Annotated in this window: 1 protein-coding gene; it reads right to left on the reverse strand. The window is 55.1% G+C overall.

Annotation, left to right across the window (positions count from 1 at the left end; translation table 11 throughout):
- The coding region (locus NW857_RS12150; RefSeq protein WP_414369085.1) for a DEAD/DEAH box helicase at window positions 1-1458 on the reverse strand (1458 nt) is incomplete at its 3' end.
- Window positions 1459-1480: the final 22 nt, after the last annotated feature.

Consider the following 1480-nt stretch of genomic DNA (forward strand, 5'->3'; position numbering starts at 1 on the left):
CACTTCGTAACCCAAACCTTCCCACTGCTCTTTTTGGGTGACCCCCTGCAAAGGATGGCCTCCACGCAAAAGACCCATGTTGATGGCATGGGCAGCCATGAGGATGATGTTTGGAGTGCGGTAGCAATGGCGCAGTACGATGGCTCGCCCTCCCAACCGCACTTTGGGTTTGCCCGTCTTGTCGCGCCCGAACAGCTCGGCTGCCCCCGGCACCGTCAACGAGCCAATGCTCTGGGCTTCATCATAGGCCCAGTAGAGCCGCTTGGGATCCCGTAAAGTTCGATAGGCTAAACGGTAAAAGGCGGGCGGCAAATCTTGACCTTCATCGATCAAGATGGCGTCAAAAAGTTTAGGGATTTCCTTGGCTTTTAACTCTTGTTCTAACTCTTCGCAGACGTATTTGAAAGGCTCCGTTGTATAGTCATTTTTATCCCTTAACTCTGCCCTTGCCCGATCCAGGCTTTTGGGCGTTAAGCCACATTGGTGAGCGAGCAGGCGATAAAACCCAAGCTGATCCTGGGATCCCCAGGCATGCATCACCTGAATCCTTTCCCAATTTGGCTCGATGTCAAACTTGCTCTGACAGACTTCTGAGATTTGCCTGCGAATTTGCTCATAGAGAGAGCGGGTGTAGAAAACTACGGCGATGTCCCAATCGGGGTGGTCGGCGTGGATCTTGGCTGCCCTGCGAGTCAAGACTACGGTTTTGCCCGTCCCCGCCAGGCCCCGCAACCGCTGCGGCCCCTCAGGATATTGGGTGGCAATTTTGCGTTGGTCTTCATCGAGTTTGAAGATCCCTTCTTGGACGCGCCGGATCACCGCCTGCGGATCGTAGTCATATACTGGGTCTTCGCCGGGATCCCCCAGCCCTATCCCCAACGTTTTGAGGATCACTTCCCATTCTGTGGCGTTGAGAGGAGCGCCATTGGCCTCTTTGGCTGCGTACAGAGTTTGCCGCAACTGCTCTGGGTTTTCCAAATCATCCGCAAAAAGTAGCGCGCCGGTAAAAGGGGGATCCCCGAAGCGCTCCTGCCATTCTTGTCGCCGAATGCGAGGCAAAGCCAGCCGATATTGCCAGGCAACGCGCGCTTGGAGAGGCCGAGTTTCCAGATTTTGCTGCAGCCAATTTTTGATCTGAAACATTTGATTATCGGCCTGCGCCAGAGGGGTTTCGGTTTCCCTGTGCCACTCGCGCATGCGCCACTCGCTGCCGTCGATGGCCTCGATATTGTAAAGGTTGCAGCCCTTACACTCGAAAATCCAAAAGCCCAGTTCAAAGTGAATCAAGAGAATGTCGGGCTTGGCCTTGAGGTGACCCTGAGGGTCATAAATGCTGAACTGATGGAGGAGGTAGCCGGGATCTGAGCCCAGGGCTTGCCGCAGCGCATTCCAAACCGCCGCCTCCGCAGCTATTCCTGGCAAGCTGTCGTCCAGAGCGCCGTCGGGTTGAAAGTGCATGGGGGATCCCTCATTTTCCAAC

This window comes from Synechococcus sp. H55.9 (assembly GCF_047462355.1).
GTDB lineage: Bacteria > Cyanobacteriota > Cyanobacteriia > Thermostichales > Thermostichaceae > Thermostichus.